This is a genomic window from Mesorhizobium australicum (genome assembly GCF_900177325.1).
In the GTDB taxonomy this organism is placed as follows: domain Bacteria; phylum Pseudomonadota; class Alphaproteobacteria; order Rhizobiales; family Rhizobiaceae; genus Mesorhizobium_A; species Mesorhizobium_A australicum_A.
The window spans coordinates 5,215,427-5,238,997 of record NZ_FXBL01000004.1 but is presented as its reverse complement, the minus strand read 5'-3'; the positions used below and the strand labels follow the sequence as shown (position 1 = coordinate 5,238,997).

Below are 23,571 nucleotides of genomic sequence, written 5' to 3'. Positions count from 1 at the left end.
CCCGGAAAGCAGCGAACACTAACTGCGGCGGCCACGGCATCGTCCCCTCCCCCTTGCGGGGAGGGGTTAGGGGGTGGGGGTATCAAGCTGGCTGCGATCTTCAACTTTCCTATGCAATTGCCTTGTCCTGATGTTTCCTTCCCCTGCGGAAGGATACTATCCTGTCCATCCGTCAGGAGGCAGGTGATGAAACGAATCGCGGGTATTGCCCTGGTCTGCGCGGCGCTGGCCGCGCCGGTGCCGCTCTTCGCGCAAGCCATCGCGCCCGGCGAGGAGGGGGAACTGGCGAATTTCCTAAAGCCAGAGGCAGGCAAGCGGATCTGCTACGCGCGCGTCTATACGCAAGAGCATCTGGCGAAGCATCCGAAGCAGAAGGTGACGGAGATCGGGTTCCGGCTGGCCTATTACCGCTTTCCGCCCGACGAGTTCCATCCGCAGGGTCAGCGCAACTATTATTTCGCCCTGACCGCGAAGCGGAAGGGAAACAGCCGGCTCATGACCGCCCGCGGCGAATGCAGCCCGAATGGCAACATGATCGGCTGCGGCGTGGAGTGCGACGGTGGCGGCGTGGCGGTGACGCGCCGCCCCGGCGACAAAATCCTCGTCAGCCTCGGCAATGACGGCTGGATCCGCATGACCGAGGGCTGCGACGATGAGGGGAGCGCGGTCCACCTGGAGGCAGGCGAGGACGACCGCGAGTTTCTCCTGAGCCGGCTGCCCGATTCGGCCTGCCCGCCTTATGGGGCTTGGTAAGCACCACGCGGCCTCTCGGGCGTCGGGATCAGGCGAAGGTGACGTCCATGCCGGGCAGGTCGTGGTCGCCTAAGACCGTCTGCCAGCGTTCGCCGGGCGCGATCGGAAAGGCGCGCGTGATCGTTCCCGTCGAAATGATGTCGCCGGCACGCACGGGCTCTTCGTTGGGGTCTTCGGCCAGGGCTGCGACGAGATGGGCGAGTGCATGCACGGGGCCGTCCAGCACATTTGTGCCAAGGCCCCGGTCCACTTCCGCGCCATTCTTATGAAGCGAGACCGTCAGTTCCGCGAGCGCCCGCGGGAGGGCGGACCGTTCGCTGCGCGGCACGGGACGGCGCGGGCCGACGAGCAGCTTTCCGTGCAAGGCTCCGGCGGCGGTGCAGTCGGCCGCCTGGAAACGCCAGTCGGGAAACGGCGACTGCACGATCTCGTAGCCATGCGCGATCCAGCCGATCCGCCCGGCGATCGCCTCGACATCCATGCCGGGCTCGAGGTCGTCTTCGAGGCCGACCACGATCTCGGGCTCTATGCGCGGCTGGACGAGGTCGCCGATGGCGACCGTCATGCCCGGCCGTGCATTCGCGAGCGACCCGTCCCAGACATCGCCCCAGATCGGGGCCCAGACGCCGTATTCCGCCCAGATGCCCCGGTTGGTGAAGCCGATCTTGCGGCCGACCTTGCGCAGGCCGCGGGCGCTGCGCAGCCGGGCCAGCTCGCGCGCGACGGCCTGCGCCCGGCGGGCGTCGAGCCCGCCGTCGCGGCCGGTGAACGGCGCGATCTGGAAGTGTTCGTCCAGCGCCGACAGGACCTCGCGGGCGATGTCGGCGGCCAGACGCATAAGTCTCAGCCGATCTTCTGGCCGGTCTTGGCCCAGTCGGCGAGGAACTGCTCCAGCCCCTTGTCGGTGAGCGGGTGCTTGACCAGCGCCTTCAGCGTCGCCGGCGGCACGGTGGCGACATCGGCGCCGATCAGCGCCACGCGCTTTACGTGGTCCGGTGTGCGGATCGAGGCGGCGAGGATCTCGGTCTCGAAGCCGTAATTGTCGTAGATGTGGCGGATCTCGGCGATCAGCTCGACGCCGTCGAAGCCCATGTCGTCGAGGCGGCCGATGAAGGGCGAGATGAAGGTCGCGCCGGCCTTGGCCGCCAGCAGCGCCTGGTTGGCCGAGAAGCAGAGCGTGACGTTGGTCTGGCGGCCGTCGCCGGTGAGCGCCTTGCAGGCCTTGAGGCCGTCCAGCGTCAGCGGCAGCTTGATGCAGATGTTGTCGGCGATCTTCGACAGAACGTCGGCCTCGCGCATGATCTCGGCATATTCGGTGGCCGTCACCTCGGCCGACACCGGTCCGTCGACGATGTCGCAGATTTCCTTGGTGACTTCCTTGATGTCGCGGCCGGATTTCAGGATCAGCGACGGGTTGGTGGTGACGCCGTCCAGCAGACCCAGATCGTTGAGTTCGCGGATTTCCTTCACGTCCGCGGTGTCGACAAAGAACTTCATGGCCGTCTCCTTCAATTCAGCGGGCCGGCTTGGTCGCGGCCCCGAGGCGGCACAGCCGCCGTGATCGGCCTTTGCTCTAGCCGAAACTCGATGCAAGGTCACGCGCCATGAACAGAGATTCGCCACGACCGAGAACGGCGGCGGTGCTCGTGCCGATGCCGGCCGAGCGGCCGTACACCTATGCCGTGCCGGACGGCATGCAGGTCGAGCCGGGATCGATCGTGCAGGTGCCGTTGGGGCCGCGCGAGGTGGCGGGCGTGGTGTGGGACGCGGACGCGGGCGCTGTCGACCCGAAGAAGCTGAGGCCGATCACGAGAGCCTTCGACTGTCCGCCGCTGTCGAAGGACATGCGCCGCTTCATCGACTGGGTGGCGGACTACACGCTGTCGCCGCCGGGACTGGCGGCGCGGATGGCGCTGCGGGCGCCGGCGGCGTTCGACCCCGAGCCGTGGATCGAGGGGCTTAAGCCGACCGGCAATGCGCCCGACCGGATGACCGATGCGCGGCGACGGGTGATGGAGCTGATCGGCGACGGGTTCGCGTGGACGCGCTCGGGGCTGGCGCATGCCGCGGGCGTGACGGGCGCGGTGATCGACGGCATGCGGGCGCAGGGCTGTTTCGAGGACACGCTCCTGCCGCCTCGTCCGGTGGTCGCGCCGCCCGACCCGGCCTATGGCGGCCAGGACCTCAATCCGGACCAGCAGGCGGCGGCCGACCGGCTCGCCGCGACGGTCAAGGCCGGGGGCTATTCGGTGACCCTGCTCGACGGTGTCACCGGATCGGGCAAGACGGAGGTCTATTTCGAGGCGATCGCGGCGGCGGTGGAAGCAGGGCGGCAGGTGCTGGTGCTTCTGCCGGAGATCGCGCTGACGCACGCCTTCCTCGAACGGTTCCAGCAGCGCTTCGGCGCCAAGCCGGCCGAATGGCATTCCGACCTCGCGCCGCGGATGCGCGAGCGGGTGTGGCGGCAGGTGGCGGAGGGGCAAATTCGCGTGGTGGCCGGCGCCCGATCGGCGCTGTTCCTGCCGTTCAACGAGCTCGGGCTGATCGTCGTCGACGAAGAGCACGATCCGGCCTTCAAGCAGGAGGACCGCGTCTTCTACAATGCGCGCGACATGGCGGTGGTGCGCGGCCATATCGGCGCGTTCCCGGTGATCCTGTCGTCCGCCACGCCGTCGGTGGAGACGCGCGTCAACGCGCAGACCGGGCGCTATGCCCGCGTGGCGCTGCCGTCGCGCTATGCCGAGGCGGCGCTGCCGACGCTTGCCTCGATCGACCTCAGGCGCCATCCGCCGGCACGGGGCGGGTTCCTGTCGCCGCCGCTGATCGAGGCGATGCGCCGCACACTGGAGAAGGAGGAGCAGTCGCTCTTGTTCCTCAACCGGCGCGGCTATGCGCCGCTGACGCTGTGCCGGGTCTGCGGTCATCGCTTCCAGTGCCCGGACTGTTCGTCCTGGCTGGTCGAGCACCGGTTCCGGGGCCAGCTCGTCTGCCACCAGTGCGGCCATGCGGAGAAGAAGCCGGAGGCCTGCCCGGAATGCGGCACGCTCGACCATCTCGTCGCCTGCGGGCCGGGGGTAGAGCGCATCGCGGAGGAGGTGGTGGCGCACTTCCCGGATGCGCGCACCATCGTGCTGTCGTCGGACCTCGTCGGCGGGGTGAGGCGGCTCAGGCTCGAACTGGAGGCGGTGGCGAAGGGCGAGGCTGATATCGTCATCGGCACGCAGCTGGTCGCCAAGGGGCACAATTTCCCGAACATGACGCTGGTGGGCGTGGTCGACGCCGATCTCGGGCTGGCCAACGGCGACCCGCGCGCGGCGGAGCGAACGTTCCAGCTGCTGAGCCAGGTGACGGGCCGCGCGGGGCGCACCGGCAAGAAGAGCCGCGGCCTGCTGCAGACCTACCAGCCGGACCATCCGGTGATGCGGGCGATCGTGTCGGGCGATGCGGAGAGCTTTTACGAGCGCGAGATCGCCGAGCGCGAACGGGCAGGCCTGCCGCCCTTCGGCCGGCTCGCGGGCATCATCGTCAGCGCGGCGACAAGGGCGGAGGCGGAGAGCCATGCGCGCGGCCTGCGGCGCGCGGCACCCGCCGCCAACGACATCCACGTGCTCGGGCCGGCGGAAGCGCCCCTGTCGCTCGTCGGCGGACGGCACCGGTTCCGGCTGCTGGTACAGGGCGAGCGGAAATCGCATCTCCAGGGCTTCGTGCGCGAGATGCTCGCGGCCGGGCCGAAGGTGCGCGGCAGCGTGCGGGTGCAGGTCGATATCGACCCGCAGAGCTTCCTGTGAGAGCCGCTCTTCCTGACGATGCCTGGAACGCCTGGCATCCGGCCGAACTCGCGGGACGGCTGGCGGGCGTCGAGCGGCCTTGGTGCGTCGTCGGAGGCTGGGCGCTCGACCTTTGGCTTGGAGAACAGACGCGGGAGCACGAGGATATCGAGTTCACCGTGCTGCGGGAGGATCTGCCGCTGTTCCGCGCCGCGCTGAGCGGCATGGCGTTCTTCACGGCGCATGACGGCGTCGTCGCCAGCCTGCCGGCGGATATGGAGCCAGCGGAAGACGTGTTCCAGATCTGGTGCCAGGAGCCGACGGAACGCTGCTGGCGCGCGGACATGATGATCGAGCCGGGCACGCCGGCGACCTGGGTCTACAAGAGAGACAGGACGATCACGCGGCCGCGCGCCGAGATGGTGGGTGTGACCGGCGACGGCATTCCCTACCTGAAGCCCGCCGGCGTCCTGCTGTTCAAGGCGAAACACCAGCGCGCCAAGGACGAGGCGGATTTCGAACGGGCGCTGCCGAAGATGGCGAAAGAGGAGCGGCTCTGGCTCGCGCAGTGCCTGACGCGGCTCCATCCCCGACATGACTGGCTGGCGGCACTTTGAATCCTGGGCGTGCTGAGGTCCAGTACCGGTTGGAAAGTCACTGAAATCAGGTCGACATGACCCGCGACGCCTCCTGTGAAGGTCAGCGGGGCAGATCGGCTTTGAACGGGTCGAAATGATTGACCCCAACGACGTCGAAATGGCGCGCGTTTGCGGTGAGAACGGTGAGTTCGTGCACGCGTGCCGTGGCGGCAATGAGAATATCTGCCGTGCCGGGGCTACGGCCTTTTGCTCGAACCTCATCCTCAAGGTCACCCGCTGAAATCGCAACCGCAGTATCGACTGCCAGCAGGTTCTCCTCAAATTGCTCGATCATCGATCCAAGCCACCCTGCGAGACGTTCCGCTCGCATGGAGCCTCCTGCACGCTTGAGGCTTGCGATGCCCCGTCTGATTTCAAGAACGACGATCGCGGACGTGAAGAGCGTTCCCCGTTCGCCCTGCTCGATGATCCAGGAACTCAATTCCCTTGGGATTGGCGGCCGATCCGGTGCCAATGTCGACAGTATCGATGTGTCGATGAGATAGCCGCTCACAGATCGACGTCACGCAACGATGACGGGTTTCGCTCAAGCTCGATGCCGCCGGGATATGTCAGCAGAAATTCGCCGAAGTTCGGCTTCTTGTCGGGATGCAGCTTTCTGACATCATCCATCGACACGATGGCGGCAGCCGGCTTGCCGTGCCTGGTAATGATCGTCGGCTCGCCGTTCTCGGCCGCGTCGACCAACGCTGATAACCCGGCCTTGGCTTCGCGGAGTTGCATCGTCTTCATGGCGACCTCCTTGTGGTCTCATGTAGTCACAATATAGGATTCGAGCCTTGGAGGAGCAAGTGCCATGAGAACCATCGGCCTGATCGGCGGGATGAGCTGGGAATCGACGGCGATCTACTACCGGTTGATCAACGAGGGGGTTCGCGAGCGGCTGGGTGGGCTGCATTCTGCGAAGCTGCTGATGTATTCGTTCGACTTCGACGAGATCGCTGCCCTTCAGACGGCCGGCGACTGGGCGGGCGCCGGGGTTTTGCTGGCCGAGGCAGGCCGGCGGCTGGAGGGCGCGGGCGCGGAGGCGCTGGTGCTGTGCACCAACACGATGCACAAGCTGGCGGCGGAGATCGAGGGCACGGTGTCGGTGCCGCTCATTCACATCGCCGATGCGACAGCGGAGGCGATGACAGGCCGGGGCGTGACGCATCCAATCCTGCTCGCGACCCGCTTCACGATGGAGCAGGAGTTCTACACCGGCCGGCTGCGCGACAGGCACGGCATCACAGCGGCTGTGCCGGATTCCGCCGGGCGCGATGTCGTCCACCGCATCATCTATGAGGAACTGGTGCGCGGAATCGTGACCGTGCCGTCCAAGCAGGCCTATCTGGCGGAGGTCGCGCGGCTTCGGCAGGCCGGCTACGCGGACGGGCTGATCATGGGCTGCACGGAGATCACCATGCTGATCGGGCAGGACGATTTCGACATCCCGGTGTTCGACACGACTGCCCTGCATGCGCAGGCGGCGGTGGATTTCATGCTGGGGTGAAGCACGGAATCAGCATTGCCCGCGGCCGCGGCGTCTGGCGTCCGCGCCGCGCATTTGCAAGATAGGCGGCTGCATCCCCGGCGGAGAATCACGATGGAATTCGCATTTCCCTGGCCCTTCAGCCAAGGCGAGTGGCTGGCCTGGTCGTCGGCCGTGGTCACCGTGCTCTTCGGCCTGATCCTGTTCTTCGCGCCCGGCCTGTCGCTGCGCATCCTGCGGCTGCAGACGACGCCGGAGCATCCGGAGGCGCTGGCGGAGGCGCGGGCGACGATGTCGGGCTTCTATCTCGGCCTCGGCCTCACCTGCATCCTCTTCGCCCAGCCGATGCTCTACATCGCGCTCGGCGCGTCATGGGCGCTGACGGCGTTCGGGCGCCTCGTCTCGATGATGTCGGACCGGGGAAACACACTCTACAACTGGATTTCGCTCACGCTCGAGATCGTGCTGGCGGCGCTGCCGCTGGCCTTCGCGTTCGGGCTCGTTCCCTGAGCGTCTGCGGATGTAGGTGGGTCTGCGACAAAACTGCCGCAAAACCGTGCCTCCCGGCGTGTTGCGACTCCGGAAAGCCTGTGCTAGACGGCAATCGACTTTTGGCCGGGGGATGCGGCAAGGCCACGCTTCCGGGTTGAAAAAATCAACAAGGCCAATGATTTAGCCAGAGTGTCACACTCCAGCGGAAAATCCTTGCGCCGCTCAGGCTAGAGAAAAGACGATCTGTGGCTAAGTCTGGTTCGACCATCTCCGGCGTCGCGGAAAGATATGCGGGCTCCCTGTTCGAGCTCGCCGCCGACGCGAAGGCCGTCGCGACTGTGGAAAAGGATCTCGACGGGTTCGAGAAGATGCTCTCCGAGAGCGCCGACCTGAAGCGCCTGGTCGAAAGCCCGGTCTTCTCCTCCGACGAGCAGTTCAACGCCATTTCGGCGATCGTGAAGAAGGCCGGCCTCTCCGCGCTGACCGGCAACTTCCTGAAGGTCGTGGCGCGGAACCGCCGCCTGTTCGCCGTGCCGGCGATGATCCGCTCCTTCCGCGAGATCGCCGCCGAGAGCCGCGGCCAGGTCTCCGCCGAAGTGACTTCGGCGCACGCGCTGACAGCCGCCCAGCAGACGGAACTCAAGACGGCGCTGAAGTCGGTCGCCGGCAAGGACGTCGCCATCGCGGTGACCGTCGATCCTTCGCTTCTCGGCGGAATGATCGTCAAGATCGGCTCGCGCCAGATCGACACGTCGCTCCGCACCAAACTCAATTCGCTCAAGCTCGCACTTAAAGAGGTCGGCTGATGGACATCCGCGCCGCGGAAATTTCCGCAATTCTCAAGGACCAGATCAAGAATTTCGGCAAGGAAGCCGAGGTTTCCGAGGTCGGTCAGGTTCTGTCCGTCGGTGACGGCATCGCCCGCGTCTACGGTCTGGACAACGTCCAGGCCGGCGAGATGGTCGAGTTCCCCGGCGGCATCCGCGGCATGGCGCTGAACCTCGAGACCGACAATGTCGGCGTCGTCATCTTCGGCAACGACCGCGACATCAAGGAAGGCGACACCGTCAAGCGCACCGGCGCGATCGTGGACGTGCCGGTCGGTCCCGGCCTGCTCGGCCGCGTGGTCGATGCGCTGGGCAACCCGATCGACGGCAAGGGCCCGATCGAGGCCGTCGAGCGCCGCCGCGTCGACGTCAAGGCGCCCGGCATCATTCCGCGCAAGTCGGTGCACGAGCCGATGTCGACCGGCCTCAAGGCCATCGACGCCCTGATCCCGATCGGCCGCGGCCAGCGCGAGCTGGTCATCGGCGACCGCCAGACCGGCAAGACCGCCATCATCCTGGATACCTTCCTCAACCAGAAGCCGCTGAACGCCGGCGACGACGAGAAGGCCAAGCTCTACTGCGTCTACGTCGCGGTGGGCCAGAAGCGCTCGACCGTCGCGCAGTTCGTGAAGGTGCTCGAAGAGCGCGGCGCGCTGGAATATTCGGTCGTCATCGCGGCGACCGCTTCCGACGCCGCCCCGATGCAGTTCATCGCGCCGTTCGCCGGCTGCGCCATCGGCGAATATTTCCGCGACAACGGCAAGCATGCCGTGATCGCCTATGACGACCTGTCGAAGCAGGCCGTCGCCTACCGCCAGATGTCGCTGCTGCTGCGCCGCCCGCCGGGTCGCGAAGCCTATCCGGGCGACGTGTTCTTCCTCCACTCGCGCCTGCTCGAGCGCGCCGCGAAGATGAACGACGACAACGGCGCCGGCTCGCTGACCGCGCTGCCGGTCATCGAGACGCAGGCCAACGACGTGTCGGCCTACATCCCGACCAACGTGATCTCGATCACCGACGGCCAGATCTTCCTCGAGACCAACCTGTTCTTCCAGGGCATCCGCCCGGCGGTGAACGTCGGCCTCTCCGTGTCGCGCGTCGGCTCGTCGGCGCAGATCAAGGCGATGAAGCAGGTCGCAGGCTCGATCAAGGGCGAGCTCGCCCAGTATCGCGAGATGGCCGCCTTCGCGCAGTTCGGCTCCGACCTCGACGCCGCCACGCAGCGCCTGCTCAACCGCGGCGCGCGCCTGACGGAGCTCTTGAAGCAGCCGCAGTTCTCGCCGCTGAAGACGGAAGAGCAGGTGGTCGTGATCTTCGCCGGCGTGAACGGCTATCTCGACAAGCTGACGCTCAACCAGGTCGGCAAGTTCGAGCAGGGCCTGCTCGGCTACATGCGCACCGAGGGCAAGGCCGTCCTCGACGCGATCCGCACCGAGAAGCAGATTTCGGACTCGACCAAGGAAAAGCTCAAGGCGGGCATTGACGCGTTCGCCAAGACCTTCGCCTGAACCGGTAAAGCAAGCAGGGCTGGGTAGCGCGGCATGCCGTCACTGAAAGACCTTAGAAACCGGATCGCCTCCGTCAAGGCGACGCAGAAGATCACCAAGGCGATGCAGATGGTCGCCGCGGCGAAGCTGCGTCGTGCGCAGGAGGCGGCGGAAGCCGCGCGTCCCTATTCGCAGCGCATGGGCGCGGTGCTGGCCAACATCGCCGGCGCCGTGTCGGGCGGCGATGCGCCGGCGCTGATGACCGGAACGGGCAAGGACGACACGCACCTGCTCGTCGTCGCCACCGCCGAGCGCGGCCTGTGCGGCGGCTTCAACAGCCAGATCGCCCGCCTCGCCCGCGACCACATCCGCAGGCTCCAGGCGGCCGGCAAGACGGTGAAGATCATCACCGTCGGCAAGAAGGGCAACGACATCCTTCGCCGCGACTTCGCCTCGCTGATCATTGACCGCATCGAGCTGCGCGACGCCAAGCAGGTCGGCTTCATCCATGCCGACATGATCGCCAAGAAGGTGATCGGCCTGTTCAACCAGGGCGCCTTCGACGTCTGCACGCTGTTCTATTCCGAATTCAAGTCGGTGATCAGCCAGATCCCGACCGCGCAGCAGATCATCCCGGCCGCGGCTCCCGCAGCGGCGGATGCCAAGGCCGACGCCAACTCGGCTGTCTACGAATACGAGCCGGAGCCGGGCGAGATCCTCGCGGACCTCATCCCGCGCAACATCAAGGTGCAGATCTTCCGCGCGCTGCTGGAAAACGCAGCCGGCGAGATGGGCGCCAAGATGAGCGCGATGGACAGCGCCACGCGCAACGCCGGTGACATGATCAATCGACTGACGATCAGCTACAACCGCCAGCGTCAGGCGAACATCACCAAGGAACTGATCGAAATCATTTCGGGCGCCGAGGCGCTCTAGCAGCGGACCTCAAGGGTCGCTCGCAACGGAAACAGGAAAGAGGGTCGTCACGATGGCAAAGGCCGCAACTCCGAAGGCTCCCGCAGCCGCCAAGGCTCCGGCAAAGGCAGCCGCCGCTCCCAAGGCGGCAGCCCCGAAGGCCGCAACAAAGGCCGCTCCGAAGGCGGCTTCCTCGATCGCTGCGGTCACCTCGTCCGGCGGCGTGATGTCCGGCGGCAAGGCCACCGGCAAGATCGCCCAGGTCATCGGCGCCGTCGTCGACGTGTCCTTCGAGGGCACTCTGCCGCCGATCCTGAACGCGCTCGAGACCGACAATGGCGGCAACCGCCTCGTCCTCGAGGTCGCGCAGCACCTCGGCGAGAACACCGTGCGCACCATCGCGATGGACTCCACCGAAGGCCTCGTGCGTGGCCAGCCGGTCGCCGACACCGGCTCCCCGATCATGGTTCCGGTCGGCGACGAGACGCTCGGCCGCATCATGAACGTCATCGGCGAGCCGGTGGACGAAGCCGGCCCGGTCAAGACCAAGGCCAAGCGCGCCATCCACCAGGAAGCGCCGGCCTATGTCGAGCAGTCGACGGAAGCGCAGATCCTCGTCACCGGCATCAAGGTCATCGACCTGCTCGCCCCCTACGCCCGCGGCGGCAAGATCGGCCTGTTCGGCGGCGCCGGCGTCGGCAAGACGGTGCTGATCCAGGAGCTCATCAACAACGTCGCGAAGGCGCACGGCGGCTACTCCGTGTTCGCCGGCGTCGGCGAGCGCACCCGCGAGGGCAACGACCTCTATCACGAGATGATCGAGTCGGGCGTGAACAAGGATCCGCACGAGCACGGCACGACCGAAGGCTCGAAGTGCGCGCTGGTGTTCGGCCAGATGAACGAGCCGCCGGGAGCGCGCGCCCGCGTCGCGCTGACCGGCCTCACCATCGCCGAGAACTTCCGCGACCAGGGCCAGGACGTTCTGTTCTTCGTCGACAACATCTTCCGCTTCACCCAGGCGGGCTCGGAAGTGTCGGCGCTTCTCGGCCGTATTCCTTCGGCCGTGGGCTACCAGCCGACGCTGGCCACCGACATGGGCCAGATGCAGGAGCGTATCACCACCACGACCAAGGGCTCGATCACCTCGGTGCAGGCCATCTACGTGCCGGCCGACGACCTGACCGACCCGGCGCCGGCGACCTCGTTCGCCCACCTCGACGCCACGACCGTGCTGTCGCGCGCGATCTCGGAAAAGGGCATCTACCCGGCGGTGGACCCGCTGGACTCCACCTCGCGCATGCTCGACCCGCAGGTCGTCGGCGAGGAGCACTACCAGATCGCCCGCCAGGTGCAGCAGACGCTGCAGCGCTACAAGTCGCTGCAGGACATCATCGCGATCCTGGGCATGGACGAGCTGTCGGAAGAGGACAAGCTCACCGTCGCCCGCGCCCGCAAGATCGAGCGCTTCCTGTCGCAGCCGTTCTTCGTCGCCGAGGTGTTCACCGGTGCGCCGGGCCAGCTCGTGCCGCTGGAAGACACGATCCGCTCCTTCAAGGGCCTCGTGAACGGCGAATACGACCACCTGCCGGAAGCGGCCTTCTACATGGTCGGCTCGATCGAGATGGCCATCGCCAAGGCGCAGAAGCTGGCGGCGGAAGCTGCCTGAGCAGGGCAGTAAGGCAATAGGGCAATAAGGCAGTAGGGAGAGCGGTATAGGGAAATCGGCATTAGGTACAGGGAAGCGAGTTTCCTACTGCCCTATTGCCCCACTCCCCTATTCCCCCATCGACATGGCTGAAGCTTACAAGTTCGAACTGGTCTCGCCCGAGCGCCTCCTGGTGTCGGAAACCGTCGAGTCCGTCGTCATCCCCGGCACCGAGGGTGAGATGACCGTGATGGCGAACCACTCGCCGGTCATGGCGACGGTGAAGCCGGGTGTCGTCACCGTGAAGCCGGTGTCGGGCGCGGAGCAGCGCTACGTGGTGTTCGGCGGTTTCGCCGACATCCTGCCGGAAGGCTGCACGCTTTTGGCCGAATCCGCGGTCGCGGTCAGCGACCTCAACAAGGCCGACCTCGCGAGCCGCATCCAGGACGCCAAGGACGACCTCGCCGACGCCAAGACCGACGAGGATCGCACCAAGGCCGAGGAATTCCTCAACCACCTCGCCACGCTGCACGACGCGGTGTAGGGACGGCGATGGCGTCAGGCGGACCTTCACCGGTTTCGTCTGAACCCACGCTTCGCCGTCGCGGATTGCTGTCGACGGCCATCATCAGCTACTTCTTCACCCCCTTTGCCGGCCTTCTCTGGATCGGGCGCGGCCGGCTCGCGGTCGGATTTCTGTCCGCTTTCATCGCCATTCCGCTTGGAGCGTATGTCGCTGTCTTCAGTGGGGCGATCTCGCTCGATTCCGATCTCGTTCGGAACTGTGAAGCCCACCTCGATTGGCTGTTCCTCGCAATTGGGATCTTCGCAGCTGTCGGCGTGATGGCAATCTCGCTCGGGCCGCAAACTCCGCGATGGTATTCGAGCGGCTGGATGGTCGTTCCCGCAGTGCTGATTTTCTTCGCAGCATTCGTTCTTGTGGGATTGTCAGCGCGTGCACTGATCTATCAACCGTTCTCGACACCGTCCGGATCGATGACGCCAAACATCGTCGCCGGCGATTACGTCGCCGCCTCCAAATGGCCTTATGGATACGGGCGATACAGCATGGCGCCACTCACTCTGCCCATCGTCGGGAGAGTGTTTGAAAGGCAACCTCGCCGCGGCGATCTCATCGTCTTCAAGTATCCCAAAGACACGTCGCTCGACTACGTGAAGCGTGTGATCGGGTTGCCGGGCGAGCGGATTCAGATGGTTGCCGGCGTCGTGCATGTGGACGGGGTGCCTGTCGATCGCGAACGAGTGGGTGAGCTGACGGACGAGGCACTCTCCGGCAACAAGCGCCCGGTGATGGTCTATCGCGAGCGGCTTCCGAACGGTGTTTCCTATCAAACACTCGATGAGCGCGAAGACGGCATCCTGGATGATACCCGCGCGTTCACCGTCGACGCCGGATCCTACTTCGTCCTCGGCGACAATCGCGACAATTCTGCAGACAGCAGGGTCTGGGGCACCGTCCCGGCGGAGAATCTGATCGGTCGCGTCGAACGCATCTACTGGAACTCGTTCGGACTGCCGTTTGCCGAGCGCAGCGACGATCTGATGAAAGCGGACTGAACTCCCTTTTTCGGCCAATCGAACCATCCCGTCGCCCGACCGTTGCCCCCGAGACAATCGGAAGGAGCAACCCATGACACGGATTCTATTCGCCGCGGCGGCAGCCACCCTGATGTGTGCCCCGGTCCATGCGCAGGAGGCGTCGGCCACGGCGAGGATGGCGGGAGCCGATGGCGCGGACAACGGCACGGTCACCTTCACGCAGACCAAATCCGGCGTGCTGCATATCGTCGTCGAGATGACCAACCTCGCGCCCGGGTCGCACGGGCTGCACATCCACGAGACAGGCGCGTGTGATGCGGCGGGCGGCTTCAAAAGCGCGGGCGGGCACTATGCCGGCGGCAAGGAGCACGGGATCAACAATGCGAACGGGCCGCATCCCGGCGACTTGCCGAACGTCCATGTCGGCGGAAACGGCGTGCTGAAGGTCGAGTTCTTCGCCACGCAACTTTCGCTCGGCGAAGGCGGCGCCAATCCGCTGCTCGACAGCGACGGCTCGGCGGTGATCCTGCATGCCGAGCCCGACGACTATGCGAGCGACCCCGCCGGCCATGCCGGCAACCGGGTCGCCTGCGGCGTGGTCGAGCAGCCGTCCTGACGCGTCAGTCGAGCGGCGGGATGCGGCCGATCGAGAAGAAGCCCATGCGCATCTCGCCCTTCGAGATGGAGAGCGGCAGGCGCGGGCTGTCGCCCATCGCGGTGAGCAGAACCTCGGCCTGGCCGAGCTGCGGGCGCATGGCGGGAAACGCCTTGCGCAGGATCGCCACGAGGGCCGCGGGATCGGTGATCGCGACCGTCAGATCCGCGTCGACGAGGCCGTCCTGACCGACGGCGACCGGCCCGCTGAGGCCGATGCCCGCCGTGCCGGAGCGCGCCGTCAGGGCGCGGATTTCTCCCGCCACGCCGCGCAGGCTGTCCGAACCTTGGCGCAGGCGGGCGACGCCGTCGCTGAGCGTGACGTCCCACTCGCCGTCGATAGGCGGCAGGTTGGGGGGAATATCCGCCGAGGGCTCGAGACGGAGCGCGGAGACGGTTCCGGCGAGGTCGATGTCGGCGCCGCGCGGACGCATGTGGAATTCCGCCTGCGATGCCGCTGCAAGCTTGCTGCCGGCGATCTCCGCCGCCGATAGGCCGGTGCCGGCGACCGAGAGGATCTCGGGCAGGGGACGTGCAAAGTGGGTCGAATAGCGGATGTCGGACAGGTCGAGCGCCAGCCTTGCGCGGGCGAGATCGATCGAAATCCGGTCGAGCTCGCCGACGATTCGCGCCGGCTGGTAGATCTGCGCCGCACTGCGCAGTCCCGTGCCCGAAACCGCGATGCCGGAGCGGCGGTCGGAATAGGCGATGCCGTCGCAGAACAGGCCGATGCGGAAGGGATAGCCGCGCGCCTGCGCCTTGGTGCAGTCGGCCTCAGCCCCGCTGCCGCGCGCGTCGCCGATCGCCTGCGCCACCGCCGTCTCGAGGCGCCGGGCGGCGTAGAACCAGCCGGCCGTGTAGATGCCGATCGCCGCGACGATGGCAAAGGCGAACCAGGCGAAGCGCCGGCTCATGCCGCGCTGCGCGGCGGCGGTCCGTTTGGCGTTCTGTTCGCTTGACGTCATCGGGCTGGATTCCTAACTCGGTCGTCCAAGGCGGTCGTGCGCCGTCAAACGATCCGGTCAGGCGATATGGGCGATTTTTGGGTGTTTGGCTACGGGTCGCTGATGTGGAGGCCCGGCTTCGCGCATGTGGAGACGCAGCGGGCGCGGCTGCACGGCTATCGCCGCGCGCTCTGCGTCACCTCGCATGTCCATCGGGGCACGCCGGAACGGCCCGGCCTCGTGCTGGGGCTCGACCGCGGCGGCTCCTGCCTCGGGCTCGCCTTCCGGGTGCCCGGCGACCTGCGGGACGAGGTGGTCGGCTATCTGCGCGCGCGCGAGCTGGTGACGCTGGTCTATCTGGAGCGGCTGCTGCCGGTGCGGCTCGACGGCGGCGGTACGGTGCCGGCGCTGACCTATGTCGTCGATCGCGGACACGAGCAGTATGCCGGCGCGCTGGAGGTGGACGAGGCGGCGCGGCGCGTGTCGGGCGCGGTCGGTGTGTCGGGGGCCAACGAGGAATATGTGCTCAACACCGTCGCGCACCTCAAGGCGCTCGGCATCCGCGACCACTGGCTGGACGGCGTGGCGGAGAAGCTGGTCCCGCCTCAGCCCTGAGCGGGAAGGGCGATGCCGAGCTCCTGCAGCCGGCGCTGCGCTGTGGGCGGCATGGGCGGCGGGTTCGGGCCGGTCGCGGTCTCGACCAGGATCGCGTCGCAGGCGGCCTCGGTCTCGCTGATCAGCCGGCGGCGGAACTCGGTCTTCGACAGGCCGGCCGGGATCGGCGGCAGGAAACGGGCGACGATGGTGCCGGGATGGCGCAGGAACTTGCGCCTCGGCCAGTAGAGGCCGGCCATGTGCGCCACGGGCACGACGGGCAGGTTCAGCCCGGCATAGAGCTCGACGATGCCGTGCTTGTAGTCCGGCACGTCGCCGGGCGGCCGGCGGGTCCCTTCCGGATAGATGATGAGCTGGCGCGGGTTGCGCGCCATTTCTTTGTTTGTCGCGGCGATGACCGCCTTGAGCGCGACCGAGCGCTTGCCGCGGTCGACCGGGATCATCCGCATCTTCTGGATGTACCAGCCGAAGAAGGGAATCCAGGTCAGCTCGCGCTTGAGGATATAGAGCGGGTCCTCAAGATAGGGATAGAAGGCGATCGTATCCCAGAAGGACTGGTGCTTCGGCGCGAGGATGAACGGGCCTTCGGGCAGGTTCTCCATCCCGGTGATGTGCGACTTCGTGCCGGCGAGCCAGCGTTGCAGCCACAGGCTGGAGCGCGACCAGAAGCGCGGCACGAACCAGGCGAACTTTCGCGGCGACAGGAAGTAGATCGGCGTCCACACGATCATCTGGACGATCAGGTTCAGGTAGAACGCGACGTTGAACACGACGGAGCGGATGACGGTCATTTGGCCTGCCCGGAAGAACCCGGCCGTGGTTACACCAGCCGGCGGAAAACGCAATGATGCGGGCTCAGTTCGCGGTTCGCGCGTTGACCACCTCGACGTCGCCATGCGTGGCGGGGGCGGGGAAGGCGCCACGCGCCAGGGCGGCGAGGTATTTGGTGTATTCGGTGAACAGGACGCGTATTGCCCTAGGCTTGGTCAGCCATTCGCCGCCGTCGAGGCGGGTGTTCACCACCGGATAGGGCTGGAGGTCCTCGTGGTCGAGCAGCCGGCGCATTTCCAGCATGGTGCGCGGTATGTGATAGTTGTTGGTGACGAGGATGACGCTGTCATAGGCATGGCCGCGCACCCATTTGGCGCTTTCCTCGGCGTTGCCGATCGTGTCGAGCGCGGCATGGTCGATGTCGACGCAGCAGGCGAACAGGCCGCGATCGCCGCCGGTGGCAGCGCGCAGGTCCTCGCGCTTCGCCATCGGGTTGACGCCGCTGATCAGCAGCCGCTTGCCCTTGCCGCTGCGCAGCAGGTCAACCGCGGCGTCGATGCGCGACTGGCCGCCCGTCACGACGATGATCGCGTCGGCGGCGCGCACGTCGCTGGGGGCCGCGAGGCGGCCGATATGGCTGGCGAAGGCGGCAAAGCCGACCAGGAACAGCAGGCACAAGCCAAACGTGCCGGCCGCGAGCCAGCGCACAAAAAACCATGGGCCACGCCGCGTGCTCTTCGTCACGATGGCGGCGTGCGGGCCCTGTTCGAAATGCCCCTTCATTGCGCTTCCATGGTTAATCCCGAAAGCCGTGTTTGAACAGCCGGAACCGGCGGTATGCGGTGAAACGGATATCGTCACATCTCGCTCCGTCCGGGCACGTCTATGTCGTGCAGGTAGGACACGACCGTCACATGGGAAGTGGCGGCCGTCAGCACCGCGACCAGCCCGACGATGACGGCGACGCCGAGATAGCCGGCGAGGCCGATGGCGAAATTGCCGAACAGGGCGGCGGCCTGGTCTGCCTCGGGCGTCGCCATGTTGCGGGAGGACCACCAGCCGAAGACGATGAAGACGAGGATTGCCACCAGCCCGCCGGCGGCCGCGCCCTTAGCGCCGATCAGCAGGAAATGGCGGCGGAACTCGCTGGCGATGAAACTCGCCTCCGCGCCGACGAAATGCAGCACCTCGATGATCTGGCCGTTGCCGGCCATGGCACCGCGCGTGGCGAAGACGACGGTCAGCACGGTCGCGGCGAGGATCAGCCCCAGCGTCGCGATGCCGATGGCGACGGTGGTGCGCGCCATCGAGATGAGCCGGTCGATCCAGGTGCGGTGGTCGTCCAGCTTGGCGGCGGGCACCTCCTGGGCGAGCGCGGCGCGGATCGCGGCGAAATCCGGCGGCGCGCTCTCGTCGATGGTCACGATCACCAGCCGCGGCACCGGCAGCTCGTCGAGGTCGAGCCCCTCGCCGAGCCAGGGCGACAGAAGCCGGGCGGTCGCGGCGCGATCGACGATGCGGGCCTCCCGCACGCCAGGGAATGCGCCGACGATCTCCTGCACGGTCACGAGCGCGGCCTCCATGTCCAGCCCGTCGGCCGGCTTGATCTGGATCGTCGCCTCCCGCGAGATCTGGCTCTGCCACATCGAGGCCGTGTCGCGCACCAGCGTGACGGCGCCGAGCGTCAGGCAGGACAGGAAGGTCATGATCGCGATGACCAGCACCAGCGCGTTGCCGGCGACGGTGCCGGCCGGCACGATCGGCTGCATCCTGCGCGGCGCGGCTTCCGGCCTGGCCGGGGCGACCTTCACGGCGACGGGATCAGTCATGGATGTCCAGCCGTCCGTTGGCGAGGATCATGCGGCGGGCGTCGACCTGGTCCATCAACGCCAGGTCGTGGGTGGCGATGACGACGGCGGTGCCGGAGCGATTGAGCTCGATGAAGAGGCGCAGCAGGCGGCGGGCGAGCGGCGGGTCGACATTGCCGGTCGGCTCGTCGGCGAGCAGCATTTCGGGCTGCTCGATCAGCGCGCGCGCGATCGCGGCGCGCTGCTTCTCGCCGCCAGAGAGCACGGGCGGCAGCACATGCATGCGCTCGCCGAGCCCGACCCATTTGAGCAGTTCGATCACGTCGCCCCGGTAGGACATCTCCTCCTTGCCGCGCACGCGCAGCGGCAGAGCGACGTTCTCGTAGGTCGTCATGTGGTCGAGCAGGCGGAAATCCTGGAAGACGATGCCGATGCGCCGGCGCAGCGCCGGCAGGTCGCGCTGGGCGATGCCGGCGCGGTCCTTGCCGAACACGGTAATCAGCCCGCGCGTCGGCTTCAGCGACATGAACAGCAGGCGCAGCAGGGTGGTCTTCCCCGCGCCGGAGGGGCCGCTGAGGAACTGGAACGACTTCGGCGGGATATGGAACGTGATGTCGCGGAGGATCTCCGGTCCCATTCCATAGCGCAGGCCGACATTCTCGAAACGGATCAAGGCTCGTTCCCGGACAAACTGCGGCGAAGCAACCGCTTCGACCATTCGTCCCGCATGGTTAATGCGGGGTTAAATTCCCGCCCCGGAATGCGAATGGTTGCGAAGCATTAACCATTTCGCGCTACGCCGGACGAAGGTCCGGGACAGGCAAACCGAAGAGGATGGCCGCGCCGAATGGGCGACACCGCGAACATGCCGCCGCTCTCCGGCGAAATCATGGCTGGCGATGCGCATCGGGATGCGCAGACCCAGACCGTGGCTAGCCCGGACGTGGTGGACGCCGAGTTCGTCACCATCCCGCGCGGTCCCGCCGCCGTTTCGGCATTCGCAGCGCCCGACATTCCAACCGTCCGTCCGGTCCAGCCGCCCGCCGGCATGGATGTGCTTACGGCGAAGGCCGCGCAGGCGAACGGCTCGCGCCGGGCCGGCATCGGGTTCTGGGCCACCGGCCTGGTCGCGGCGGCCGCCGCCTTCTGGATGTCCGGCGGGCACACGCTGTCGCGCCACCTGCCGTTGATGCGCGGCGAGGCGGAGACGGTCCGGATCGCCGGCCTCACCTCGCGCGTCGCCGACACCGCGACGGGCCCGCGTCTGTTCATCGACGGCGAAGTGCGCAATACAGCGGTCGACGGCGTCGTTTCGCCTGACCTCATGATCAACGTGACCGCGCAGGACGGGCTGGTCACGCGTTACAGGTTGACCACCGGCGCCGGCCGGATGGCGTCGGGCGAATCGCGGCGCTTCTCCAGCCGCCTCGACGCGCCGGAAGCGGGCGTGCGCTCGGTGACCGTGACGCTCGACAAGGAAGGACTGAACTGATGCCAATCGTTCGCGGCAAGGAGATCGAGGTCCTGTTCAGCGCATCGGCGATCGCCCGGCGCAACCTGGAGCTCGCCAAGGACATCGCGGCGCACGAATATCACGACCTGCTGGTCATCTCCGTCCTCAAGGGCTCCTTCATCTTCGCGGCCGACCTGATCCGCGCCATGCACGATGTCGGCCTGGCGCCCGAGGTGGAGTTCATCTTCATCTCCAGCTATGGCGCCGGCACCACCAGCGGTGAGGTGCGCGTGCTGCGCGACATCGACAACGACGTGTCGGGCCGCGACGTGCTTCTGATCGACGACATCCTCGAATCGGGCAAGACACTCGCCTTCGCCAGCAAGCTGATGCTCGACCGCGGCGCGAAGAGCTGTTCGATCGCCGTGCTACTGGACAAGCGGATGCGGCGGCAGATCGAACTCGACGCGGACTATGTCGGCTTCGACTGCCCCGACCATTTCGTGGTGGGCTACGGCATGGACGTGGCGCATGCCTTCCGCGAGCTGCCCTTCGTGGGCATCGTCAAGGGAGACGCCTGATGGCGCGGCTTCTGGTGGTGGAAGACGACGAATCGGTGCGCCAGCTCGCGGCACGCGCCCTGCAGCGCGAAGGCCACCAGGTCGACGTCGCCTGCGACGGCGAGGAGGGGCTAGCGCGGATCGTCCAGGCGGGCGGCGACTACGATCTCGTCGTGTCGGACATCCGCATGCCGATCCTGGACGGGATCGAGATGTCGCATAAGGCCGCGGCGCGCTTCCCCGACATCAAGATCATGCTGGTCACCGGCTACGCCGACCAGCGCGAGCGCGCGGCGGAGCTGGAAGGCGTGGTGGTGGACGTGCTGCTCAAGCCGTTCACGCTCGCCTCGATCCGTGACGTGGTGGCGAAGAACCTGGCGCGCGTCAGGGCGTGATCGAAAGCTGCACGAGGCTTGGATGGGCCAGTCTCAAGCAGTCGTGAGCGCCAGCCGGTGATCTTGATCGCCGGCGTTCGTGAATAGATCCGAACTCTGCCGGCTGCCTCGATCGCGAAAGACGATGCGCGGCCTCCCGAGTCGGTGCTCTGGATTCCGGGTTCCGCTGCGCGGCCCCGGAATGACGGGGTAGACTACCGCATCTGCAGCAGGCGCTCGAGGTAGTCGCGCTCGATCTCGGGGCTGAGCGCGTTGCCCAGGCGCTTGCGGATGGCGTCGAGGATCTCGCGGGCGCGCTGGACGTCGATCTCGTCGGGCACCTTCACCGTGTCGCCGAAATCCGGGCCGGTGGTGGCGCGCGGGCGGCCGAGCGGGTCGCGGTCCGAACTCTGCTGGCGGCCGCCTTCCTCGCTGCCGCCCTGCTCGCCCTGCATGGCCTGCTGCATTTGCTGCATCATGTCCTGCGCGCCCTTGCGCAGCGCCTCCAGGGCGCGGCCCTGTTCGCCCACGGCCTGCTCGCCCTGCGCGTCGCCAAGCGCCTGGCCGGCGCCGTCCATCGCCTCGCCGGCCTCGCCGAAGCCCTCGCCGGGCTGGATGCCCATGCCTTCGAGGCCCTTCAGGATCTCGCCGAGATCGCCGCGCAGCTGGCCCTGACCCTGCTGCATCTGTCGCAACGCCTCGGCCAGTTCCTCGGGCGACATCTGGCCGCCCTGGCCCTGCTGCTGCTCGCCCTGCTGGCCTTCCTGACCCTGCTGCTCGCCGCGGTCCTGGCCGCGCTGGCGCTGGCCGCGCTGCATCTGGTCGAGGCGGTGGGTCTCGTTCATCATTTCCTGCTGGCGCCGCATCAGCTCGCCGAGCTTGTCCATCTGCTGGCGCATCTCGCTCTGCTGGCCCTGCTGCTGCCTCTGCTGGCGGCCGGCCTGCAGGTTGTTCATCATGTCCTGCAGCTGCGAGAGGAGATCGCGCGCCTGATCCTTCGCGCCCGACTTGGCCAGCTCCTCGATCTGGTCCATCAGCTTCTCGAGGTCGCTCTGGCGCAGCTCCTGGCCGTTCTGCGGCATCTGCTGCGCCATGTTCGGGTCGCGCTGGGCGCGCTCGGCGAATTCGCGCAGGAAGTCCTGCATCGCCGCGCGCAGCTCGTTCATCAGCTTCTCGATCTCCTCGTCGCTGGCATTGTTCTCCAGCGCGTTCTTCAGCGCTTCCTGCGCCTGGCGCAGCCGGCGTTCGGCGGCCGACAGGTCGCCGTCCTCGACCGCAAGCGCGATCTGCCAGAGATAGTCGGCGACACCGCGCAGGTCGTCGTCGGTCCTCGCCTGCTTCAGGCGGGAAAAGACGCTGTTCAGGGCGAGCCAGTGGGACGGGTTGGGGATCGTCTCGTCCGGGCGCAGCATCACGCCTTCCATCAGGTCGAGCACGCGGTCCCTGCGGTTGGCGTCGAGCGCAAGCATCCGCCGCTGCTCCACCAGAGCGCGGGCGAGCGGGTTGGTGAAGGGGCGCTCCGGCATGCGGAACTCCTTCTCCTCGCTGATGGCGACCTGTCCGGAGGCGTCGGTGGCGGTGAGCTTCACCCGCACCGGGACGCCCGCCCAGACATGTTCGGTGAGGTCGCGGGATGTCTTGGCGGCACCGTCCTTCGCGCCCTTGCGGGGCAGAGCGAGCGGCATCTCCGGCTCGCCGTAGAGCGGCCGGGCGTTGGGGGCCTGAGGCTCCAGCATCTCGAAGCCGGCCTTGCCGGAGACGGCGCCATAATCGTCCTGGATCTGGTAGGCGAGCTCCAGCGTGCCGTTCAGCGCCCGCTTGGGCTCGCCGATGAAGGAGATGGCCGGCGCGGTGTCCGGCTTGATCTGGAACGCCCAGCTGCCGATCTCGGTGTCGCCGGACTTCAGCATCAGCAGGCCGTCCGTCGTCAGCTTGCTGGCGAACTGCCGCACGCCGGCCCGCTGCGCCGGCGGCGCGGTAGTCTCGCCCTGCGGCGCGATGTCGAGCGTGTCGCCGTCGAGCGGCGAATAGGTCAAGGTTTCCTCGCCGCTGCCGCCGGTCACCCGCAAGGTGAGGTCGCTTCCTTCCGACGCCTCGAAGAGGTCGGTCTGGCGGTTGGCGTCGGCGGTGAGGAAGATCGGCGGCTTGCCGGTATAGGGCGGCGGCGTCACCCAGGCGTCGATGCGCGGCGGGACCGGCGGCGCGCCGGGCGCGGCATGGAACGCATCCGAGATCCGGCCGCCGAAGGGGCCGGCCGAGAAGGCGAAGGCCGTCACCAGGAGAAGCAGCGCGACGGTGCGCAGGCCCCACGGGTCGCGCTCAGGCACGCCGGTGCGCGGCAGGTCGCTCGACAGGTGGCCGAGCTTGGCGGCCATGCGCTTCTGGTGCTCGCGCCACAGCGCCTCGGCGAAGCCGTCGGACGAGCCGGTCAGCCTGTCGGCCTGGACCAGGACGGGCGTGTGCTCCAGTTCGTTAGCGCGCTCGATGCGGCGGTCGACCGAAGCGCGCTCCGGCCAGCGGAAGAAGCGCAGCGGATAGAGGGCGGCCAGCGCGGCGAGGCCGAAGACGGACAGCGTGCCGATCCGCAGCCAGTCCGGCATCAGGCGGAAGACGCCGAACCAGGACAGGCTCAGGAAAAGGCTGGCGACGACGAGGAGCGGCAGGACGAGCGGCCAGAAGCGCTCGAGCGCCATCGACGCCGTCGTCCACATGCGCGTGCGGGCGAGGCGGCCGAGCATGCCGGCATTCGCTTCGGGTTGGTCGTCCTGCGCCTTGATGCCCGCCATCGGCCGCTTCATCTCCAGGAAGCCCGGCGC

At 67.2% G+C, this 23,571-nt stretch carries 26 protein-coding genes; 16 read left to right on the top strand and 10 right to left on the bottom strand.

Annotation, left to right across the window (positions count from 1 at the left end):
- Positions 1-186: 186 nt before the first annotated feature.
- Complete coding sequence (locus B9Z03_RS28260; RefSeq protein WP_085467297.1) at positions 187-753, top strand: hypothetical protein; 567 nt, start codon at positions 187-189, stop codon at positions 751-753.
- Between the two features lie 28 nt (positions 754-781).
- On the opposite strand, the gene B9Z03_RS28255 is transcribed toward B9Z03_RS28260, so the two are convergent.
- Complete coding sequence (locus B9Z03_RS28255; protein ID WP_085467296.1) at positions 782-1,591, bottom strand: 2-keto-4-pentenoate hydratase; 810 nt, start codon at positions 1,589-1,591, stop codon at positions 782-784.
- A 5-nt stretch (positions 1,592-1,596) separates the two neighbouring features.
- A complete protein-coding gene (fsa, locus tag B9Z03_RS28250; protein WP_085467295.1) occupies positions 1,597-2,250 on the bottom strand; it encodes a fructose-6-phosphate aldolase in 654 nt (217 codons plus the stop codon).
- 107 nt (positions 2,251-2,357) lie between these two features.
- Here fsa and B9Z03_RS28245 point away from each other — a divergent pair, with 107 nt between their 5' ends.
- Together B9Z03_RS28245 and B9Z03_RS28240 are read left to right on the top strand one after the other, a co-directional pair.
- Positions 2,358-4,541 (top strand): primosomal protein N', encoded by a 2,184-nt coding sequence (locus tag B9Z03_RS28245; RefSeq protein ID WP_085467294.1) that lies wholly within the window; start codon positions 2,358-2,360, stop codon positions 4,539-4,541.
- A complete protein-coding gene (locus B9Z03_RS28240) occupies positions 4,538-5,137 on the top strand; it encodes a nucleotidyltransferase domain-containing protein (RefSeq protein WP_085467293.1) in 600 nt (199 codons plus the stop codon). Before B9Z03_RS28245 ends, B9Z03_RS28240 begins: the two co-directional genes overlap by 4 nt.
- A gap of 82 nt (positions 5,138-5,219) precedes the next feature.
- On the opposite strand, the gene B9Z03_RS28235 is transcribed toward B9Z03_RS28240, so the two are convergent.
- Entirely contained in the window at positions 5,220-5,672 is a 453-nt protein-coding gene (locus B9Z03_RS28235; protein WP_085467292.1) for a type II toxin-antitoxin system VapC family toxin, read from the bottom strand.
- Entirely contained in the window at positions 5,669-5,911 is a 243-nt protein-coding gene (locus B9Z03_RS28230; protein WP_085467291.1) for a type II toxin-antitoxin system Phd/YefM family antitoxin, read from the bottom strand. Before B9Z03_RS28230 ends, B9Z03_RS28235 begins: the two co-directional genes overlap by 4 nt.
- Before the next feature lie 64 nt (positions 5,912-5,975).
- On the opposite strand from B9Z03_RS28230, the gene B9Z03_RS28225 reads away from it, so the two are divergent.
- From B9Z03_RS28225 to B9Z03_RS28185, 9 genes are all read left to right on the top strand, one after another.
- Entirely contained in the window at positions 5,976-6,671 is a 696-nt protein-coding gene (locus tag B9Z03_RS28225) for an aspartate/glutamate racemase family protein (protein ID WP_085467290.1), read from the top strand.
- Positions 6,672-6,764: 93 nt separating this feature from the next.
- Positions 6,765-7,160, top strand: coding sequence for an AGROH133_08824 family phage infection protein (locus B9Z03_RS28220; protein ID WP_085467289.1), 396 nt, complete (start codon positions 6,765-6,767; stop codon positions 7,158-7,160).
- A 227-nt stretch (positions 7,161-7,387) separates the two neighbouring features.
- Positions 7,388-7,948, top strand: a complete 561-nt coding sequence (locus tag B9Z03_RS28215) for a F0F1 ATP synthase subunit delta (RefSeq protein ID WP_085467288.1) — start codon at positions 7,388-7,390, stop codon at positions 7,946-7,948.
- The gene (atpA, locus tag B9Z03_RS28210; protein ID WP_085467287.1) at positions 7,948-9,477 is read left to right on the top strand and encodes a F0F1 ATP synthase subunit alpha; all 1,530 of its coding nucleotides are present in this window, start codon (positions 7,948-7,950) and stop codon (positions 9,475-9,477) included. The genes B9Z03_RS28215 and atpA overlap by 1 nt, the downstream gene beginning before the upstream one ends.
- Before the next feature lie 33 nt (positions 9,478-9,510).
- On the top strand, positions 9,511-10,392 hold the full coding sequence (locus B9Z03_RS28205) for a F0F1 ATP synthase subunit gamma (RefSeq protein ID WP_085467286.1): 882 nt from the start codon (positions 9,511-9,513) through the stop codon (positions 10,390-10,392).
- Positions 10,393-10,444: 52 nt separating this feature from the next.
- Positions 10,445-12,037, top strand: a complete 1,593-nt coding sequence (gene atpD, locus B9Z03_RS28200) for a F0F1 ATP synthase subunit beta (RefSeq protein WP_085467285.1) — start codon at positions 10,445-10,447, stop codon at positions 12,035-12,037.
- A 124-nt stretch (positions 12,038-12,161) separates the two neighbouring features.
- Entirely contained in the window at positions 12,162-12,560 is a 399-nt protein-coding gene (locus tag B9Z03_RS28195; RefSeq protein WP_085467284.1) for a F0F1 ATP synthase subunit epsilon, read from the top strand.
- A gap of 65 nt (positions 12,561-12,625) precedes the next feature.
- A complete protein-coding gene (gene lepB, locus B9Z03_RS28190) occupies positions 12,626-13,594 on the top strand; it encodes a signal peptidase I (RefSeq protein WP_176247664.1) in 969 nt (322 codons plus the stop codon).
- 73 nt (positions 13,595-13,667) lie between these two features.
- Positions 13,668-14,192, top strand: a complete 525-nt coding sequence (locus tag B9Z03_RS28185; RefSeq protein ID WP_085467282.1) for a superoxide dismutase family protein — start codon at positions 13,668-13,670, stop codon at positions 14,190-14,192.
- A gap of 4 nt (positions 14,193-14,196) precedes the next feature.
- Here B9Z03_RS28185 and B9Z03_RS28180 read toward each other — a convergent pair whose 3' ends face one another.
- A complete protein-coding gene (locus B9Z03_RS28180) occupies positions 14,197-15,195 on the bottom strand; it encodes a DUF2125 domain-containing protein (protein WP_085467281.1) in 999 nt (332 codons plus the stop codon).
- A gap of 66 nt (positions 15,196-15,261) precedes the next feature.
- Between B9Z03_RS28180 and B9Z03_RS28175 the strand changes: the two genes are divergently transcribed.
- Positions 15,262-15,789 carry a gamma-glutamylcyclotransferase gene (locus B9Z03_RS28175; RefSeq protein ID WP_085467280.1) on the top strand — a complete coding sequence of 176 codons (528 nt, stop codon included), beginning with the start codon at positions 15,262-15,264 and terminating at the stop codon, positions 15,787-15,789.
- On the opposite strand, the gene B9Z03_RS28170 is transcribed toward B9Z03_RS28175, so the two are convergent.
- The 4 genes from B9Z03_RS28170 to ftsE all read right to left on the bottom strand — a co-directional run bounded on the left by B9Z03_RS28170 (position 15,780) and on the right by ftsE (position 19,041).
- Positions 15,780-16,580, bottom strand: coding sequence for a lysophospholipid acyltransferase family protein (locus B9Z03_RS28170; protein WP_085467279.1), 801 nt, complete (start codon positions 16,578-16,580; stop codon positions 15,780-15,782). The genes B9Z03_RS28175 and B9Z03_RS28170 overlap by 10 nt on opposite strands.
- A gap of 64 nt (positions 16,581-16,644) precedes the next feature.
- Positions 16,645-17,343 (bottom strand): YdcF family protein, encoded by a 699-nt coding sequence (locus tag B9Z03_RS28165; RefSeq protein WP_085467278.1) that lies wholly within the window; start codon positions 17,341-17,343, stop codon positions 16,645-16,647.
- 74 nt (positions 17,344-17,417) lie between these two features.
- Positions 17,418-18,389 (bottom strand): cell division protein FtsX, encoded by a 972-nt coding sequence (locus B9Z03_RS28160; RefSeq protein ID WP_085467277.1) that lies wholly within the window; start codon positions 18,387-18,389, stop codon positions 17,418-17,420.
- Positions 18,382-19,041, bottom strand: coding sequence for a cell division ATP-binding protein FtsE (gene ftsE / locus B9Z03_RS28155; protein WP_085467902.1), 660 nt, complete (start codon positions 19,039-19,041; stop codon positions 18,382-18,384). The genes B9Z03_RS28160 and ftsE overlap by 8 nt, the downstream gene beginning before the upstream one ends.
- Before the next feature lie 174 nt (positions 19,042-19,215).
- Here ftsE and B9Z03_RS28150 point away from each other — a divergent pair, with 174 nt between their 5' ends.
- From B9Z03_RS28150 to B9Z03_RS28140, 3 genes are read left to right on the top strand one after another with little or no spacing between them, the layout of a single operon-like run.
- Positions 19,216-19,860 carry a hypothetical protein gene (locus B9Z03_RS28150; protein WP_085467276.1) on the top strand — a complete coding sequence of 215 codons (645 nt, stop codon included), beginning with the start codon at positions 19,216-19,218 and terminating at the stop codon, positions 19,858-19,860.
- On the top strand, positions 19,860-20,402 hold the full coding sequence (gene hpt / locus B9Z03_RS28145; protein WP_085467275.1) for a hypoxanthine phosphoribosyltransferase: 543 nt from the start codon (positions 19,860-19,862) through the stop codon (positions 20,400-20,402). The genes B9Z03_RS28150 and hpt overlap by 1 nt, the downstream gene beginning before the upstream one ends.
- On the top strand, positions 20,402-20,776 hold the full coding sequence (locus B9Z03_RS28140) for a response regulator (protein ID WP_085467274.1): 375 nt from the start codon (positions 20,402-20,404) through the stop codon (positions 20,774-20,776). The genes hpt and B9Z03_RS28140 overlap by 1 nt, the downstream gene beginning before the upstream one ends.
- A 194-nt stretch (positions 20,777-20,970) precedes the next feature.
- On the opposite strand, the gene B9Z03_RS28135 is transcribed toward B9Z03_RS28140, so the two are convergent.
- Complete coding sequence (locus B9Z03_RS28135; protein ID WP_085467273.1) at positions 20,971-23,541, bottom strand: TIGR02302 family protein; 2,571 nt, start codon at positions 23,539-23,541, stop codon at positions 20,971-20,973.
- Between the last annotated feature and the right edge of the window lie 30 nt (positions 23,542-23,571).